The organism is Acetatifactor aquisgranensis (assembly GCF_943193215.1).
In the GTDB taxonomy this organism is placed as follows: Bacteria; Bacillota; Clostridia; order Lachnospirales; family Lachnospiraceae; genus Acetatifactor; species Acetatifactor aquisgranensis.
This window is the reverse complement of sequence record NZ_CALPDH010000007.1, coordinates 150,534-166,656: the sequence shown is the minus strand read 5'-3', so window position 1 is coordinate 166,656 and position 16,123 is coordinate 150,534. Positions and strand designations below refer to the sequence as shown.

The 16,123-nt window shown below is 53.3% G+C and carries 15 protein-coding genes; 8 read left to right on the top strand and 7 right to left on the bottom strand.

The genetic code is table 11. From position 1 onward, the window contains the following. Window positions 1-102: 102 nt before the first annotated feature. On the top strand, window positions 103-378 hold the full coding sequence (locus NFS35_RS08410) for a CD3324 family protein (protein ID WP_251206678.1): 276 nt from the start codon (window positions 103-105) through the stop codon (window positions 376-378). Window positions 379-488: 110 nt separating this feature from the next. Here NFS35_RS08410 and NFS35_RS08405 read toward each other — a convergent pair whose 3' ends face one another. From NFS35_RS08405 to NFS35_RS08395, 3 genes are all read right to left on the bottom strand, one after another. After that, entirely contained in the window at window positions 489-1,232 is a 744-nt protein-coding gene (locus NFS35_RS08405) for an amino acid ABC transporter ATP-binding protein (RefSeq protein WP_275564671.1), read from the bottom strand. Then, complete coding sequence (locus NFS35_RS08400) at window positions 1,222-1,878, bottom strand: amino acid ABC transporter permease (RefSeq protein WP_251206702.1); 657 nt, start codon at window positions 1,876-1,878, stop codon at window positions 1,222-1,224. Before NFS35_RS08400 ends, NFS35_RS08405 begins: the two co-directional genes overlap by 11 nt. A 360-nt stretch (window positions 1,879-2,238) precedes the next feature. Next, a complete protein-coding gene (locus NFS35_RS08395; protein WP_251206677.1) occupies window positions 2,239-3,042 on the bottom strand; it encodes a transporter substrate-binding domain-containing protein in 804 nt (267 codons plus the stop codon). Window positions 3,043-3,661: 619 nt separating this feature from the next. Between NFS35_RS08395 and NFS35_RS08390 the strand changes: the two genes are divergently transcribed. The 3 genes from NFS35_RS08390 to NFS35_RS08380 are packed head-to-tail and all read left to right on the top strand — an operon-like array spanning window position 3,662 to window position 5,648. After that, window positions 3,662-4,375, top strand: coding sequence for a DUF1062 domain-containing protein (locus tag NFS35_RS08390; RefSeq protein ID WP_251206676.1), 714 nt, complete (start codon window positions 3,662-3,664; stop codon window positions 4,373-4,375). A 1-nt stretch (window position 4,376) separates the two neighbouring features. Further along, window positions 4,377-5,069: a class I SAM-dependent methyltransferase gene (locus tag NFS35_RS08385; protein WP_251206675.1), complete on the top strand. Its 693-nt coding sequence runs from the start codon at window positions 4,377-4,379 to the stop codon at window positions 5,067-5,069. 27 nt (window positions 5,070-5,096) lie between these two features. Next, entirely contained in the window at window positions 5,097-5,648 is a 552-nt protein-coding gene (locus NFS35_RS08380) for a GNAT family N-acetyltransferase (protein ID WP_251206674.1), read from the top strand. On the opposite strand, the gene NFS35_RS08375 is transcribed toward NFS35_RS08380, so the two are convergent. Both NFS35_RS08375 and NFS35_RS08370 read right to left on the bottom strand, forming a co-directional pair. Further along, the gene (locus NFS35_RS08375) at window positions 5,636-6,403 is read right to left on the bottom strand and encodes a sulfite exporter TauE/SafE family protein (RefSeq protein WP_251206673.1); all 768 of its coding nucleotides are present in this window, start codon (window positions 6,401-6,403) and stop codon (window positions 5,636-5,638) included. The genes NFS35_RS08380 and NFS35_RS08375 overlap by 13 nt on opposite strands. A gap of 73 nt (window positions 6,404-6,476) precedes the next feature. Further along, window positions 6,477-6,911, bottom strand: coding sequence for a MarR family transcriptional regulator (locus tag NFS35_RS08370; RefSeq protein WP_251206672.1), 435 nt, complete (start codon window positions 6,909-6,911; stop codon window positions 6,477-6,479). Window positions 6,912-7,043: 132 nt separating this feature from the next. Here NFS35_RS08370 and NFS35_RS08365 point away from each other — a divergent pair, with 132 nt between their 5' ends. Both NFS35_RS08365 and NFS35_RS08360 read left to right on the top strand, forming a co-directional pair. Next, on the top strand, window positions 7,044-7,274 hold the full coding sequence (locus tag NFS35_RS08365; protein ID WP_251206671.1) for a DUF4869 domain-containing protein: 231 nt from the start codon (window positions 7,044-7,046) through the stop codon (window positions 7,272-7,274). Between the two features lie 237 nt (window positions 7,275-7,511). After that, on the top strand, window positions 7,512-8,042 hold the full coding sequence (locus tag NFS35_RS08360; protein WP_251206670.1) for a GNAT family N-acetyltransferase: 531 nt from the start codon (window positions 7,512-7,514) through the stop codon (window positions 8,040-8,042). Between the two features lie 4 nt (window positions 8,043-8,046). On the opposite strand, the gene recQ is transcribed toward NFS35_RS08360, so the two are convergent. Next, window positions 8,047-10,437 (bottom strand): DNA helicase RecQ, encoded by a 2,391-nt coding sequence (gene recQ, locus NFS35_RS08355; RefSeq protein ID WP_251206669.1) that lies wholly within the window; start codon window positions 10,435-10,437, stop codon window positions 8,047-8,049. A 586-nt stretch (window positions 10,438-11,023) separates the two neighbouring features. Between recQ and NFS35_RS08350 the strand changes: the two genes are divergently transcribed. Both NFS35_RS08350 and NFS35_RS08345 read left to right on the top strand, forming a co-directional pair. Then, window positions 11,024-12,526: an L-fucose/L-arabinose isomerase family protein gene (locus NFS35_RS08350; RefSeq protein ID WP_251206668.1), complete on the top strand. Its 1,503-nt coding sequence runs from the start codon at window positions 11,024-11,026 to the stop codon at window positions 12,524-12,526. A gap of 60 nt (window positions 12,527-12,586) precedes the next feature. Continuing rightward, window positions 12,587-13,558 carry an ArsR/SmtB family transcription factor gene (locus NFS35_RS08345; RefSeq protein ID WP_251206667.1) on the top strand — a complete coding sequence of 324 codons (972 nt, stop codon included), beginning with the start codon at window positions 12,587-12,589 and terminating at the stop codon, window positions 13,556-13,558. Between the two features lie 196 nt (window positions 13,559-13,754). On the opposite strand, the gene NFS35_RS08340 is transcribed toward NFS35_RS08345, so the two are convergent. Further along, on the bottom strand, window positions 13,755-15,557 hold the full coding sequence (locus NFS35_RS08340) for a glycoside hydrolase family 2 protein (protein ID WP_251206666.1): 1,803 nt from the start codon (window positions 15,555-15,557) through the stop codon (window positions 13,755-13,757). Between the last annotated feature and the right edge of the window lie 566 nt (window positions 15,558-16,123).

Here is a 16,123-nt window from a genome sequence, read left to right as displayed (position 1 = left end):
ATCCGGAGTTGAAAACGGCAATTAAATGCGTTCACGAGTATAAAAGATAAATTTGCTATAGCCGTGCTCCCTTAGGAGAATATACAATTTCAGGAGGGCATGATGGGCTATAGGAGAGCAGAAGAGATTCTGCCGATGGAAGTCATAGAAATCATCCAGCGGTACGTGGACGGAGAGAGCATCTACATCCCCAAAAAGGCGGAGAACAGACAGGCCTGGGGAAGCGGCACCAGGATCAGGCAGGAGCTGCTTGGCAGGAACAAAGCCATCTTTGCGGACTGGAAGCAGGGGGCGGGGATCGGCGAACTGGCGGACAGGTACTTCCTGTCGGAGAAGAGCATCCAGCGTATCGTGCGGGAAATGGGCCGTAAGGATTGAGGCCGGAGATGACAGAGAATGAAAAGATGAGGGGCTATCGTGGAAAGACGCATTTAAATGCGGTTTCCCGACAGCCCCTTTGCTATAGTATGCTGTGGCACGGCAGGATTCTACAGCACCTTCGCCAGGAACTCCCGGGTCCGGGGCTGCTGCGGGGCGGAGAAGATTTCCTCGGGCCTGCCCTCCTCCACGATTTTCCCGTCCGCCATGAAGATGACCCGGTCGGCCACTTCCCTGGCGAAGCCCATCTCGTGGGTGACCACCACCATGGTCATCCCTTCCTTGGCCAGCTCTTTCATGACCTCCAGCACTTCCCCCACCATCTCCGGATCCAGGGCGGAGGTGGGCTCATCGAAGAGCATGACCTCCGGATCCATGCACAGCGCCCGGACGATGGCGATGCGCTGCTTCTGGCCGCCGGAGAGCTGGCTGGGATAGGCGTTCGCCCGGTCGGCCAGGCCCACCCGCTCCAACAGGGCCTTCGCCTGGGCTTCCGCGTCCGCCTGTGGCTTCTGCAGCAGCTTCACGGGGGCCAGGGTCATGTTCTTCAGAATCGTCATATGGGGGAACAGGTTGAAATGCTGGAACACCATTCCCATTTTCCGGCGGTGGAGGTTGATGTCGGCTTTTTTGTCCGTGATGTCCACGCCCTCGAACAGGACCTGTCCGCCTGTGGGCACTTCCAGCAGGTTCAGGCACCGCAGAAACGTGGATTTGCCGGAGCCGGAGGGACCGATGACTACGACTACCTCGCCTTTGCGGATGTCGGCGGTGACTCCGTCCAGAGCCTTGATTTCGCCGCCGCCGAAAGATTTGCGCAATTCTTTGGCCTGAATGATGTACTCAGCGCTCACTGCTTCTCAGCCTCCTTTCCAACTTCCCTACCAGGAAGGTGAAGAACATGACCAGCACCAGATAGATCAGGGCGGACATCAGCAGCGGGAACAGATAATCGTAGCAGTTGCCGCCGATGATGTTGCCGGCGTAGGTCACGTCGGTCAGGCCCACATAACCTGCCACCGCCGTTTCCTTCAGCAGCACGATGAACTCGTTGGCCAGGGTGGGCAGCACGGCCTTGAAAGCCTGGGGCAGGATGATATAGCGCATGGTGGACACATAGCCGAAGCCCAGGCTGCGCCCGGCCTCCATCTGGCCCTCGTCGATGGACATGATGCCGCCCCGGATGATCTCCGCCACATAGGCTCCGGAGTTGATGCCGAAAGAGAGGGCGGCCACCATGACCTTGTTGCGGCTGGAGGCGAAGACGATGAAGTACATGATCATCAGCTGCACCACCGCGGGGGTGCCCCGGATGACCGTCAGGTATACCCTGGCCAGGGCGTTTAGGAAGCCCAGGACGGGTTTGATGGGGCCGTGCATCTCTGTGTGGTTCTTGTCCCAGGAGACTCGAATCAGGGATATGACGATTCCCAAGGCCACTCCGATGAGCAGCGCCAGGAAGGTCAGGAGCAGGGTGTTGCCCAGGCCTTTCAGGTACATCTGGTACCGGTCGTCGAAGATGAAGCTTTTATAGACATCATAGCCGAAGTCGTTCAGCCACTCAGGGCCGTTCTGGATCCAATCCGGCGCCACCAGGGGCCAGCTTTGGGAGGCGGAGGGTCTCATGTGCAATTCTCCTTATTATAGTTTGGCATCTGCCCCGCCCGGCATCCGGACATGGGCCGGTGCCGTGGGGAGCAGACATTTTATACTCACGAGCGATGAAATTTGCCGCGATGTCTCCAGCATCTTTCGCTCGTGGGTCGGGTTGCTTGGCAAGTTTTAGTGACCGTCAGTATAAATTTGCTATTGATATCGGAAGAGCCGTTCAGGGCATGCGCCGTCCGCGGCAGGGCGGAATCAGTCGGCGTTGATGTATTTGTCGACGATTCCCTGTATGGTGCCGTCCGCGATCAGTTCCTGCAGAGCGGTATTCACGGCTTCGTACAGTGCCGTATTGTCCTTGCTCATGCACGCGGCATAGTCCTCTACGGCATACTCGGTATCAAGAATCTTCAGGCCCTCTACCTCGGCCACGAAAGCCTTGGCGGGCTCATTGTCGATGATGACGCAGTCTACCTTGCCGGTGACCAGCGCCTGTACGGCATCGGCCCCCTTGCTGTAGCGGTCCACAGTGCCTTTTCCCGCCTCCTCGATATCTCCGCTTGCGTAGATGTCGCCTGTGGTGTTGCGCTGGACGCCTATGGCATGATTCGCGCCGTCCTTGGTCAGGTCGTCTGCGCTGGTGATGTCGCTGTCTTCTTTGACGATGACTACCTGGATGCCGGTGGCGTAGCTGACAGTGAAGGCAACCTCCTCCTCACGGTCAGGGGTGATGGTCATGCCCGCCAGGCCGATGTCAGCCTTGCCGGTGGAGACGGCTTCTGTAATGTAATCGAACTCCATGTCGTCAATCTGCAGCTCCAGGCCCAGCTTTTCGGCGATGGCCGCTGCGATTTCGGCATCGATGCCTGTGACCTTGCCGCCCTCTACGTATTCATAGGGCGGGAAAGTGGAATTGGTGGCCATGGTGAGCTTGCCCTGTACGGCGGTGGTGAAGCCGCCCTCTGAGTCGCCGCTGCCGCTGTCTGCAGGCGTGCCGCCGCAGGCTGCCAGGGACAGGGCCATGGCGGAAGTCAATAGCAATGCAATCAGTTTCTTCATAAAGAATGTATCCTCCCGTGATAGATTCATCAGCCTTTCATTTAGTAAAGCCAATGGACAGATACTAGCATTTAATGCATAAAATGTCAATGGATTCTGCGAAAAATAGGAGCAAAATTAATGGAATGAATATTTTTCCGGAATATGCATGAAATTTTGCATAAAAGGCGGGAGGCGGAAGGAGTGGATTAAGATGGCTGTGCCCAGAGGCTTGGTCCTTTCTTGACCCCGCAGCTTGCTGCGGGGAGTTTTGGGGGTTGCTGACATCAATGGACAGAATTCGGTTTGTGAGGGGTTCTCTCCTCATCGCGCCCGAGGAGAGTTATTTATATTTGGGCTGGCCGCAGGTTTGGAGCATAGTTGTATTGAAAAAAGTTTGAGGTGGAAAAGGGCGGGGGGCTCTGATAAGATGAGGAAGACCAAAGCGGCGGAGAGGTTTCTCCGGCACATAGGGAGAAGAGGGGCCGCTGCCCTGAGACAGGATTGGATATAGAGAGGAGTTTGTTCTTATGATGACACCCAAGCAGTTTGCATAGCAGAGGCTATTGCAAATAAAAATCGAGGAGTACTGTGACAGCCTTTGCATATTCCGTGAAAGAAACGATCAGGGAGATGCAAAATGTGCTATTTTGAAAAAACTGAATACAGAATCCGCCCGGTGTCCGGGTATAAAATCCTGCGCTTCTGCCCCGGCTGCGGGGGCAGGAGCGTCTACGGCAGCACCGGGAACTTCCGCGTCAATGCCAACGGGAGACAGGTTGACGTATGGCTGATCTACCAGTGCGAAAAGTGCGGGCATACGTATAATCTTGCCATATATGAGAGGGTACGGCCGAAAGAGATTCCGGGGGAGGAATATCGCAGCTTCCTGGAGAATGACGGCCAGGCCGCCCTGCGGTGGGGCACTGACAAAGGCGTCTTTGCCAGGAACAGGGCGGAGATAGACTGGGAGGATATTTCCTATGAGGTGATTCCGGTGGACGGGGCGATTCCTGCGAAAGACCGAAGGTCGGGATGCCGGGGAGATGAGAACCAGGAATGCCAGAACCGGGAAATGGAATGCCAGGGGAACAGCGCTATAGATGGAAAGGCGGAAAGATGCCGCAAAAAGCTGCTGATTATCTTCAATCCCTATGAGCTGAAAATCAGGGCGGACAAAGTGGCAGCGGAAGTCTGCCATATCACCAGGAGCAAGGCCAGACAGTTGGCAAAAGAAGGGAAGATATCACTGCCCCGGAACTATATCGGGAGAAGGGCGGAGATAGAGATTGCGGAAAGCCCTTGGGAAACCTTGGACATCCGGGAAACCGGGAGAAACGGGAAAGCAGATTAAAATGGACGAATTAACGAAAATAAAGAAATGGCTTGAGGATACGGCGGACGAGCCGCTGGAGGAGATGGGCAGCTTTTTCGCGGCCCGGGTGGAGGGATATGAAGAGCATATGTCCGTCTGGAAAGACTGCTATAAGTGGATGGCCCAGATGATTCCGGAAAGGACGCAGACCCTCCTGGACATCGGCTGCGGCACCGGCCTGGAGCTGGACGAAATCTTCCGGCTCCGGCCGGATCTGGCGGTCACAGGGATTGATTTAGAGCAGGCTATGCTGGACCGGCTTCGGAAAAAGCATGGCCGCAGGAATCTCCGGTGCATCCGGGGGGACTATTTCCAGGTCCCCTTCGGAGAGGCCTGCTTTGACACAGCGGTTTCTTTTGAGACTTTACATCATTTTAAGTCAGAGGATAAGCTCATTGTATTCAAAAAACTGTATGACAGCCTGAAGCCCGGCGGCTGCTATCTGGAAGTGGACTATATAGCGGAATCGGAGGAGATGGAGGAGTATCTGTTCGCGGAATGTGCCCGCAGGCGAAAGAAATGCGGGATTCCCGAGGACACCTTCGTGCACTTTGACACGCCGCTGACCCTGGAGCATGAGATGGAGCTTTTGAGGGAAGCGGGATTTGGCAAAGTGGAATGCCTGGGGTATTCCGGCGAGAGCGACACGCCGTTATTGCGGTCGGTGAAATGAAGTCAGAATCCGAGGAGGTGAAGTATTTTGCTTATAAAAACAGACAGGCTGATTATCCGGGATTTAGAAACGGCAGACGGGCAGATTTTTTCCGCCATGGCATCTGACGGCAGCCTCGACGATGTCGGCTTTGACATAGAGTGCGGCGGCTGGATGGATGAATGGGTGGCTGAAGCGCGCCAGCTGGCCGCCGAAGATGATCCCACTGTCGATTATCTGGCTTATACCGTGGAACTGAAAGATACGCATGAAGTGATTGGTTCGGTTGGATGCTCCTATTATAAAGATATGGAAAAAGTCGGCATTGTGTATTTCATGGGAAGGGAATACAGAAATCATGGATATGCGGCGGAGGCGGCAAAGGCATATGTCCGGTATTTCCTGCAGCAGTATGAGCAGGACGAAATCATCGCGACCATCAGGGAAGACAATGTTCCATCCTGGAGGACTATAGAAAAAGCCGGATTTAGGCTGACAGAGAAAAAATGTATCAGGATATTGACGATGAGACAGAGCAAATGTATCGGTTTTACAGTTATAGAAAATAAGGCGGAATTTCATCCGCATCACCGTAAATAATTCACCGATAAAATGGCTATCCCCAGAACGGTGAGCACAATGCCTGTGGCCCGGTTCAGGGTCGCCGCGCTGGCCTTGTTGGCGAACTTGGCGGCAATCCTGGCCCACAGCAGCGTGGATGCCACGCAGAAGACCAGGCACCCTATATCGGGCATGCCGCCGATGGCGAAGTGGCTGGCCGCTCCCGTGAAAGCGGTGAATGCCATGATAAACACGCTGGTTCCCACAGCCGTCTTCAATTCGTAGCCCAGTACGCTGGTCAGCAGCAGAAGCATCATCATGCCGCCGCCCGCGCCTACGAAACCGCAGATGAAGCCTACGATGGTGCCGCTGACTGCGGACTGGAGGATGCGTTTCCTGGCGCTGACCGAGGCCATGGATTCCTTTGTGGTCATGACCGGCTTTACGATGAACTTGATGCCCAGCAGCAGCGTCATGAACATGGAGAAGCTCCCCATGGTGGTATTGGGCACCACACTCGCCACAAAGCTGCCCACCAGCGTGAAAACCAGGACAGCCCCCATCATGACCACGCCGCCTCGGATGTCCAGGTTCTTGTTCTTGCCATAAGTGTACGCGCTGACCGCGCTTGCCAGGACATCGCTGGCCAGGGCGATGCCCACGGCTTCATAGGCCGGAAGGCCCAGGAAGGTGATCAGCATGGGGCTGATAACGGCGGCAGCGCTCATGCCCGCGAAGCCGGTGCCAAGACCGGCGCCTATTCCAGCGATAAAACAGATCAGAAATTTAAACATAGCAAGTCTCCTGTTCCAGTTCTGCGGATTCCCGTGCCGCTATCTTACCGAATATCTCCAGTCAGCACAGGCGTCATTGAGATAAAAGGGAATGGATGTTTCCCAAAATACGCTCATTATATTGCTTCATGACATGGATTTCGCTCTGGGAAAAGCCGTCCAGCAGGGCCGCGGCGAAAGCTTCCTGAGCGGCTTTTCCGTCACGGATGATGTCCCCGGCGCTTTGGCAGAGCTTCAGGTGCGCCGTCTTCCGGTTGCCGTCCGCGTATTCTTTCCGAAGATATCCTTTTTCCTCCAGGAGCTTTACGGCGGCAGATACCTGAGATTTGGATAGATACCGGATTTCGATGATGTCAGTGGCTGTGTCAAAACAGGGATTGTTGGCCAGGAAGAGGAGGATGTCCAATTCTATCCGGGCCATTCCATGCTTTGCGCAGACCCCGCCTACAAATTTTCCATAAAGCGTTTTGACTGCGTTCTGATGTTCCCATGGATTCAGCGGTATCATTTTGCCCAGGCTCCCTTTTGTTCTTTTTAGAACTATTTTAATACAGAAATGCCATTTGTCAAATAAAATATTTATAAAGAGGAACCTGTGGACCGATACTTGCACAGAAGCATGAAATGAGGTAGAGTATAAATGCGATGCGTGAAATGGATTGTGGAAATCAGCAGGGAGAAGGACTTGACCATTAATCTCCACCATGTGATGGATTTCAGCTCCGTACAGATGTTCGAAGCCGTAATGCTGAATACCGGCGCAGTCGTCCACAGTTATGGGGAGTATCTGGAAGAAGCAATCAGACGAATCTGCCCTATTCGGTGGAAGAGATTTACGGCATTCATGCTTCTGGCCGGTACCATGATTTGAAAAGAACCTATAACGAATTGTACCATATTTACAGCCCGGAAGTGCTTTCCGGCAAAGTGGAGCCGGAGGTTGTGGTGGTGGAGGACTCAAATGCTGGCTAACAAGAGCAGGCTGAACAAAGCTTATTTACATGAGAAAATGAAACAGGCTATTTTGGATGTGATAGATGGCGTAAGTCTGCAGAGATAAGAAAACAAGGGATGCTTCTGGCCCCAGGGGCAGGAAGGAAGGGGAAATATGATTGTATACCGAATCTTAAGGGAAGAAGAGATATGCAGGGAACTGTTCGCCGGATTCATCCGCCGCCAGGTCGTGACGAAGTGCTGGCGGCGGGAGAAGGGCGAGTGGGTGATCCGGGATGCACCATTTGTTGACGATGGGACGGAAGAAGAGTATCGGATATTAGTCAAGTGCCTGAAGAATACCGCGTCCACAGGGGGCTTTGGGTTCGCGGCTTTCTGCGACGGCACCCTGAAAGGCTTTGCCTCGGTGGAGCCCGCGCTGTTCGGCGGAGAGCAGGGATACCTGGATTTGTCCTGTATCCATGTGTCGGAGGACGCGCGGGGGAAAGGTATCGGAAAGGCCCTTTTCCTGGCTGCAGAGGACTGGGCCAGGGCCCGCGGCGGGCGGAAGCTTTACATATCCGCCCATTCCGCCGTGGAGAGCCAGGCTTTCTACAAGGCCATGGGCTGCGTGGAAGCGGAGAAGTACCATCAGGGGCATGTGGAGGCGGAACCCTATGACTGCCAGCTGGAGTGTGAGCTGTGACGCTCTATTCTATCAACCCATGCCTTTTCAGCCTGGAGCGGATGTCGTCCGGGGTACTGCCGTGTATCCTGGCGATTTCCGCTATTTTGATACCGGACAGATATTCTTCTTTCAGCTTCCCGTCCTCTTCACGCCCTGGCCCGGCCAGATAGTCCACTATCATTTTCTGGACACTCGGCGGATACTTGATCAATTGGTAGGGAACGCCCGAGGGAGTCACCTTGTCCTCCAGCAGGATTCCATATTCCGTCCCTTTTGCGGTGGGCTTTTTGACGAAAACCCCGTTGACGCCTTCCTCATGGGTCAGGCCCTGGGATACGAGATATTCCCAGATGATGCCGATGGTGACTTTCTTCACGCCGTCTACGGTGCAGATGCGGTTCAGCTCATTCTTGATGTCGCTGATGTAGTACAAATCCTGGTAGACGAATTGCGCCGCGTCCTTCTCGCCGAGACGGAAATCGGCCTTTTTCCCTTTCCTGTTCCTCGCAGGCTTTGCGGCGGCAGCGGCTGTCCCTGTACCGTTGTCCGTATCGGCGGCCGCCGTCTCCATGCTGATCACCGCATGCGGGTGGGCCTCCACGAAGGAAGCGATTGCCGTCAGGAATTTCCCGCCGTATTTCGCCAGCTTATTTTCGCCCACGCCGGAGACGTTCAGCATGTCATCCGCCGTCCTGGGCAGCTTCACGCACATGTCGATCAGGGTCTTATCGTTAAAGATAATGTAAGGCGGCAGCGATTCCGCCCTGGCGATTTCCAGCCGGAGCTCCCGCAGCTCCTCGAACAGGTCGTACCCCGCGGCCGTGAGGGAATCGGTGCTTTTCCGGTGGGCAGCCTTCTTACGGTCAGGCTCCTTCTCCTCATAAAGCCGCATGATGACCCGGGTGCCTTCCTCTTTCAGCGGCGCGATATTCCCCATCTTCAGCACGCTGTACTGATCCTCTGTCTGATAGAGATAGCCCTCCTCCACCAGCTGGCTGATCAGGCTCCGTATCAGGGCTTCATTGCGATCCTTCAACGCCCCGTAGGATTTATAATGAATCGTGCCCAGCTCCCGCAGCCTGGCCCGGTCAGCGCCCAGCAGAGTTCCGGTGACGATGGTCAGGCCGTAGCGCCCCCTTGTCTCCGCCACACAGTTGATGATCTGCTTTGCTTCCGCAGTCATGTCCGTCTCCTTATAATCCCTGTGGCAATTGCCGCAGTTGTCGCAGGGCAGGCGGGGCTTCTCGCCGAAGTAGTTCAGGATATAGTTCCGAAGACAACCGGTAGTCCGGCAGTAACCCTCCATGATCTGGAGACGGCGCAGGTCCCGCTGTTTGATCAGCTCCGCGTCCTCGTATTCCAGTCCGGAGAAATCCTTTTTTTCCAGCAGAAATTTATTGATGATGATATCCTGTGCCGAGAACAGCAGAATGCACTGGGAAGGCTCCCCGTCCCGCCCGGCGCGCCCGGCCTCCTGGTAGTAGTTTTCCATGCTCTGGGGCATGTTGTAGTGGATCACATACCGGACGTTGGACTTGTCGATGCCCATGCCGAACGCGTTGGTGGCCACGATGACGGGGGCGCGGTCATAGATGAAGTCCTCCTGGTTTTGCTTCCTGGTGTCATTGTCAAGGCCCGCGTGGTACCTGGTGACGGGGACGCCCCTGTTTCGCAGCGTCTCAAAGAGCTTGTCCACGTTTTTCCTGGTGGCGCAGTAAATAATCCCGCTTTCCGTGGGATGCTTTTCTATGTAGCCTGTTACGAAATCGTCTTTCCGTCGTATGCTCTCCACGCTGTAGTAGAGATTCTCTCTGTCGAAGCCGGTCACTGTCACATTGGGATTCATGAGATTCAGGATGCAAAGAATGTCTTCTTTCACCTCTTCCGTGGCGGTGGCGGTAAAGGCGCTGACGATGGGGCGCCCCGGAAGATTCTTGATGAAGTCTACGATTTTCAGGTAGCTTGGGCGGAAATCCTGGCCCCACTGGGAGATGCAGTGGGCTTCGTCCACCGTCACCATGGAAATGTCCGCCCGGCCTGCGAAGTCCGTAAAACCGTAAGTTTCCAATCGCTCAGGCGCAACATAGATGATTTTGTAGATGCCCTCCGCCGCCCGGCTTAAGGCTATGCCTATCTGGGTCTCCGTCAGGGAGGAGTTGATGAAGGCGGCGTGGATGCCGGCTTCGTTCAGGGCCTTCACCTGATCCTGCATCAGAGAAATCAGCGGCGATATCACCAAAGTGATGCCCGGCAGCATCAGCGCCGGAACCTGATAGCATATGGACTTGCCCGCGCCGGTGGGCATGATGGCCAGCGCGTCCCGGCCCGCCATGATGGATGATATGATAGTTTCCTGTCCCTCCCGGAAGGAGTCGTATCCGAAGTAGTGTTTTAACGTTTCCCTGGCAGTCACTTCCTGTTGTTTCCTCCTGAAATTGTTTTTTGGGCCTTCTGCGGAGCCTGGATTTTATTATAGAACTTGAATAATAGAATCCTTTTCGGATTCTATTATAGCTCAAATCTATATCTCGAATCAAGTCTTTTGGAATAGGGATTCTGAGCCAAATGTTGAATAGTAACCAGTTGACATATGAAAGGGCAAAGGATATTGACTGAATTCTGCCAACAACCTATAATAACAATGTAAGGCAGGAAACGGTGCATGGAGGGCATTTCAACCAAAAAACACTCTGCCACGACATGGGGAAAAGCTTTCCGATGTCAGGCTTAGTGTTGCCCGCGTCCGGAGAAAGATTCCTGTCAATCTTCGCCATCTGGGAATCAGCAACGGTACAAAAGGCGCTGCCGTTCATCAAGCGTGAAATTACGGTAACGCTTAGACAGGCCGTTCAATGGTTTTCCCCGATAAGAGGGACTATGTCAACAGAATCAATTGAAGCTATTTTGCAACAATTTTGTAAAAATGTGGAAAAGCAGAGATAAAACAGTTATAATTCATATCAGAACCAAACAATAAAACTAATCAGGAGGGTTAAGACATGAACAATTTAACAGAGCTAAAATTGTTACCTGAAGTCAAAATCGGCATCGTAGCCGTGAGCCGTGACTGCTTCCCGGAGAGCCTGTCCGTGAACAGAAGAAAAGCGTTGGTGGAAGCCTACACCGCCAAATACGGCGCAGACGCCATCTACGAGTGCCCGGTATGCATCGTAGAGAGCGAGATTCACATGGTACAGGCCCTGGAGGATGTCCGGAAAAACGGCTGCAACGCCCTGTGTGTGTACCTTGGGAACTTCGGCCCGGAGATTTCCGAGACTCTGCTGGCCAAGCATTTCGACGGCCCAGCCATGTACATAGCCGCTGCCGAGGAGAGCCAGAACGACCTGGTGGGAGGCCGCGGCGACGCTTACTGCGGCATGCTCAACGCCAGCTACAACTTAAAGCTGCGCAACGTGAAGGCCTGTATCCCCGAGAATCCCGTGGGCACCGCTGCGGAGTGCGCGGACAGGATTCATGAGTTCCTCCCAATCGCCAGGGCCATCGTGGGGCTGAGCAGCCTGAAGATCATCTCTTTCGGCCCCAGGCCCCTGAACTTCCTGGCCTGCAACGCGCCCATCAAGCAGCTCTACAACCTGGGCGTGGAAATCGAGGAGAACTCCGAGCTGGATCTCTTCGAGGCTTTCAAGAAGCATGAGGGGGATGAGAGGATTCCCGCCAAAGTGAAGGAGATGGAAGAGGAGCTTGGCGCTGGCAACAAGAAGCCCGAGATTCTGCCCAAGCTGGCCCAGTACGAGCTGACTCTGCTGGACTGGATAGAGGACCACAAGGGATACCGCAAGTACGTGGCCATCGCCGGAAAATGCTGGCCCGCTTTCCAGACCCAGTTCGGCTTCGTGCCTTGCTATGTGAACAGCCGTCTCACCGGCATGGGCATCCCGGTATCCTGTGAAGTGGATATCTACGGAGCCTTAAGCGAGTTCATCGGCACCTGCGTCAGCGAGGATGTGGTTACTTTACTGGATATCAATAACACAGTGCCCGACGACATGTATGAAGATGCCATTCATGGCAAATACAGCTATACCCGCAACGACACATTCATGGGCTTCCACTGCGGCAATACCAATACCAGGAAACTGTCCTCCTGCAGCATGAAGTACCAGATGATCATGGCCAGGACGCTTCCCGAGGAAGTGACCCAGGGCACCCTGGAGGGGGACATCATCCCCGGAGACATCACTTTCTACCGTCTCCAGTCCACCGCGGACAACAAGCTGCGGGCCTATATCGCCCAGGGCGAGGTGCTTCCGGTGGCTACGAAGTCCTTTGGCGGCATCGGCGTGTTCGCCATCCCGGAGATGGGACGTTTCTACCGCCATGTATTGATTGAGAAAAACTATCCCCATCACGGGGCGGTGGCTTTCGGCCATTTCGGAAAGGCTCTGTACGAGGTCTTTAAGTATATCGGCGTTCCGGTGGAGGATTTGAATTACAACCAGCCGAAAGGCGTTCTGTATCCTACCGAGAATCCGTTCATGTAAGAGCATGTGCCACGAAAGTTCCCGCTTTTTTGGGAAAGAAGTAAGAAAGCAGGTATGGTTTTGAAAGCGAATAAAAAGAGGATAACCCTCGATTTAGTCAATCTGGAAAAGACTGCGCTGGTAGGCAAGGCGCTTTCTTCTGAAGTGCGCCTGGAAATCCTGAAGCTGTTGATTGAGAATTCTGCCAATATCAGTGAAATTGCGGCGGCATTTGGCCTGCCTCAGTCTTCCGCGGCGCTGCACGTGAAGGTTCTGGAAGAAGCCGGCATGATATCGGTTAATGAGAAACCGGGAGTGCGGGGGGCGCAGAAGGTGTGCGGGATATCATTTGAAGACATATACATTAATGCATTTGAACATAAAATAGAACATAATGGCAGTAAAGTGCTGCAGTTTCCGATGTCCATCGGAAATTATTTCGATTGCGAGATATCGGGAAACTGCGGGATAGTCAGTGAAAGGGGATATTTGGGCGTAGAAGATTTTGCGTCCAGCTTTTATTGCCAGAACAGGAATGAAGCGCAGCTGTTATGGTTCGAGACGGGCTATCTGGAATATCGTTTTCCGAATTCTCTTTTCCGGACTTCCCGCATACAGGAAATCTCCTTTTCCTTCGAAGTCTGTTCCGAGGCTCCGGGATATCAGAATGACTGGCCTTCGGATATCACGGTGTGGGTGAATGGACAGGAGGTGGATACCATAGCTTCCAAAGGGGATTTCGGGGGAAGGCGGGGACGTCTGAATCCTGAATGGTGGGGGGATACCCTGACGCAGTACGGTGTCTATAAGGTCATCAAGGTGAATCCGCTTGGCTGCTATGAGAATGATGTGAAATGTTCCGAGCAGACTGTGGACACGCTTCGCCTGAAGGAAGGGAACTATATCAGCCTGAAGCTGGGCGTCAGGCCTGACGCGGCCCATGCCGGAGGCATGAACTTATTTGGAGAAAAGTTCGGCGATTATGCCCAGGGGCTGATCATGAGCGTCAAAGTCGATGAGGAGCCCGCAGAACCGGGAACACCTTGCGCATAATTGCGGCAGGCATCGCCGCCCGCATCCTGTGGATGGCAGTGGACGATGCCTGCCTGTGAACGAGGCGCTTGCCGGCATTTTATACTGCTTAACGATTTCGCTTGCCATGAGACCAGACCGCATAACGCTGACTGGTTCGACCGCATGCTTGCATTAGGCGGTATTCAGTGTTATGCAGTATATGTAAGGCCGGAAGCTAAGCGTCTATCGAGATATTGTGCCGATAAGTCTCGTTGATTTTCCGGATTTTGGACAATTCGCATTTGGGAGCCCGTTCGTAGGTGAGCAGGCCATTGGTTTCCTGCTCCACATCTGTCAGCTGTGTATAACAGAAGCCATACACCAGATCGGACTGCAGGATAGAACGGATGACATGCTCATACTGGCCAAGGAAATCTCCCTCGCTGTCGGCGCTGGTATATCCCCAGCAGCCCGTCTGGGTCGAACGATAGTTTATGCCGCCGCATTCCGTGATCAGGATTGGCTGGCCGGTATAGGAATATCCTTCTGCGTAGACGCTCCTGCCTGCATGGGTGCAGGAGAGGAGAATGGCCCTGTTCTGTACGGTCTCCCTGAAAAATTCCTGTTTTTCCGGTTCGCTGCAGGAGCCGTGGTTGTAATTGTGGATGGCGCAGATATCGCTTCTGGTCATCTCCCACCCGTCATTGCTGATGACGAGTCTTGTGGAATCCAGGCTTTTTACCAGATAATACATGCCCGTGGACTGGGCCTGCTGGCGGATGTCCAGTCCGAGATTCGGGAGTCCCCAGCTCTCATTGAACAATACCCAGGTCACGATGGAGGGATGGTTGTAATCCCTTTTGATGATTTCGAACCATTCCGCGGCATAGTCGCATACCCCCTGTTCCGTGTAGAGGCAGGGAGCGGCCATCTCGCCCCAGACGAGGAGTCCCATGGTATCCGCGTGATAGAGAAAGCGGGCGTCCTCTACCTTCTGGTGCTTGCGGCAGCCGTTAAAGCCCATTTCTTTCATGAGACGGATGTCCGTCTTGAAATCTTCGTCGGAAGGCGCCGTCAGGATGCCGTCTTTCCAGTATCCCTGATCCAATACCATTTTGAAATAGTAGGGCCTGTTGTTCAGGTAGGTGATGCCGTTTTCCGTATGGATCTTACGCATCCCGAAATAGCTGTCCACCCGGTCGGTTTCCTGGCCGGAGACTTTTAGGCGCAGCTTGACGTCATACAGAGCAGGATGCTCCGGAGACCAGTACCGGCACGGGCCATGGACGTCCCGGTATAAGACATGGTCCTTCGCCAGATGGATGCTGCGCTGGAAGACATGTCCGTTGTTCACCAGGAAACGATCCCGGCAGATAAGCTCTCCCTGGAAACTGATTTCCGCTTCCAGATACATTTCCTGCGCGAAATCGGAAAAATCCGCTTCCAGAAGCACGGTATCATGGTCGATGTCCGGCGTGAACCGTACCTGGGTGATATGGTAGTCTTTCACGGGTTCCAGCCATACGCTCTGCCAGATGCCGGAGGTCCTTGTGTACCAGATGCTGGCGCTCTTTTCTTCCCAATATTGCTTGCCCCTCGGGATGGTTTCGTCCCTGGCCGGATCGTATACCGCCACGGCCAGGGACTGTTCGCCCTGTCGCAGACAGTCCGTGATATCCACGGAGAATCCGCAGTTCCCGCCCTTATGCTGTGCGCATAGCTGTTCGTTTACGAACACGCGGCACTGATAATCCACTGCTTCAAAGTGAAGCAGGATGCGGCTGCCTGACCAGCTGTCCGGAATGGAAAACCTTCTTTTATAGAAGATTCTGTCATGGATGGAAGTGTCCTGGATGCCGCTCAATCTGCTTTCGAAACAGAAAGGGACTTCTATTTTCTGCTCCAGCTGCCAGGAATCCTTCTCCCAGTGCTCCGAGGAGGCACGATTGTGGTCATCGAATGAGAAATCCCAGGTTCCGTTCAGACAGAGCCACTCCTTTCTGACAAATTGTGGTCTTGGATATTCGCTCCTTCTCATAATTTTTCCTCGCTTTCTGCATTTTCCTAGATTATAATCGTGAGCATATTCGTTTACTGTTGTCTGTACTGCTTCGCAGAAATGCTCACTTGTTATGCCCTTAGGTTGGCAAATGATTTCGGTGTGCAGTATAAATTGATGTTCCTGCTGGTGGGAATCACATTTCGATTGTGAATCCTGAGTTTTTGCAGTTCTTGAATGCCACAGTAATATTGCAATAACAAGGCAGAAAAAACGCAATTAAAAACATAAATAGTGTTGCAAATGGAAAATTGTTTCCAACAGAAAAACTGATGGTTTTAGCATAACAAATTTTTACAAATAAATCTACACACAATATTTCACATATATTTCTTAAAAATATGCACATGATGCACAATGGAAAGAAATGGCACTCTCAAAAATGCTAAAAATACCAAAACTTTGTGAGTTATATACAAAAAACAATACAAACAATTATTATGTTTCAATAATTGACTCGATATAATTGCAGTGCTATACTTGATGCAAGGAAGTGAACTGACGGATATTTATAACATGATTTATGTTGCAAATATGATGAGGGA